Annotated in this window: 2 protein-coding genes; one reads left to right on the top strand and one right to left on the bottom strand. The window is 45.7% G+C overall.

Going from position 1 to position 1,413, the window contains the following annotated elements; genetic code table 11:
• Positions 1-823 (top strand): radical SAM protein (locus A3739_RS16435; RefSeq protein ID WP_156502631.1); only part of this gene is annotated, 823 nt, incomplete at its 5' end.
• Between the two features lie 34 nt (positions 824-857).
• Here A3739_RS16435 and A3739_RS30005 read toward each other — a convergent pair.
• The coding region (locus A3739_RS30005) for a hypothetical protein (RefSeq protein WP_197472376.1) at positions 858-1,413 on the bottom strand (556 nt) is incomplete at its 5' end.

Raw genomic sequence — 1,413 nt, 5'->3', positions numbered from 1 at the left:
CCGACCAATCTCTTCTGTTTTAGAAGAAGCACAAAAACTCGTTAATGCGGGTACGCGCGAGCTACTCGTTATTTCACAAGATACGAGTGCTTATGGTGTTGATGTTAAGTACAAGCTTGATTTTAACGCGGGCTCGCCATTAGAAACGCGCATGCAAGATCTTGCTGTTGCGCTGGGTGAGTTGGGCGTTTGGGTGCGATTACATTATGTGTATCCATATCCGCACGTTGATAAGATTATTCCGTTAATGGCCGAAGGCAAGATCCTTCCTTATTTGGATATTCCGTTCCAGCACGCGAGTAAAAAAGTACTCAAAGCAATGAAACGACCTGCTCATTCTGAAAAGGTTTTGGATCGTATTAAAAAATGGCGGGAGCTCTGCCCAGACTTAACTATTCGCAGTACATTTATCGTCGGTTTTCCTGGCGAGACTGAGGAAGATTTTAAAGAGTTACTCGAATTCTTGGATGAAGCACAATTAGATCGCGTTGGTTGTTTTACTTATTCACCTGTTGAAGGTGCGCCAGCGAATGATTTGCCAGATCATGTTCCGAGTAATGTCGCAGAGGACCGTAAACGTCGGTTTATGGAGAAGCAAGCTGCGATTTCTGCACGCCGCTTGCAACGAAAAGTTGGAACACGGCAGTTCGTGATCATTGATGAAATTGCCGACGAAGGCGCAGTTGGTCGTACGATGGGTGACGCGCCTGAGATCGACGGACAAGTCTTTATCGATGGCGCTACCTTCCTAGATGTGGGAATGATCGTTGAAGTCGAAATTGAGGAAGCTGATGAATACGACCTTTGGGCGCATCTCGTTTAATTCGCTTTATCTACTTTCTAATTAGGGTATTAGACTACGCTGGCGTTGCTGTGGTGCACATCGTCAGCGTCCCTTGATCGTCACTAAGTTGTAGTTTTACTGTTATGGCTTGATAGTCTTTTAGCGACACTGCATGCGATCCGCCACAAAAGATCTCAGCTTGTTTGTCATTCAGGCGACATTGCCAGCGCTTGGTATCGTTCAGTTTATTCCCATCGGCAATCATGGTGATTGATTCCCCAGTCGCGACCCAGCTTTCTAATGTTTGATTTATTAGCGCTTGCACGTTTTCGAGCTGTTCTAATGCTTCAGCCGCTTTAAAGCCTTGCTTTCGCTTAAGTGATTTTCCAATGCGGTATTCGTCACGCGATTTAAACTCGGTGACCTTTGAATCTGAGATCGCCATCTTATCAAAATCTGGATGCCCGAGGCTGTCCTCGGTTACCTCGCGTTTCCAATAGAGTTCCATCGCTTGATTGAGCGCGAGAGCAGATAGATGGCAAGCAGAATGCCCTAGGTTTAGCGCGTTTCGATAATTCTCATCTACCTTTAATTCTGCAGCTTTCCCAATCAAATGATCTGCTGTTATG

This window comes from Oleiphilus sp. HI0067, assembly GCF_001635735.1.
This window is presented reverse-complemented; position numbering and strand designations above follow the sequence as displayed.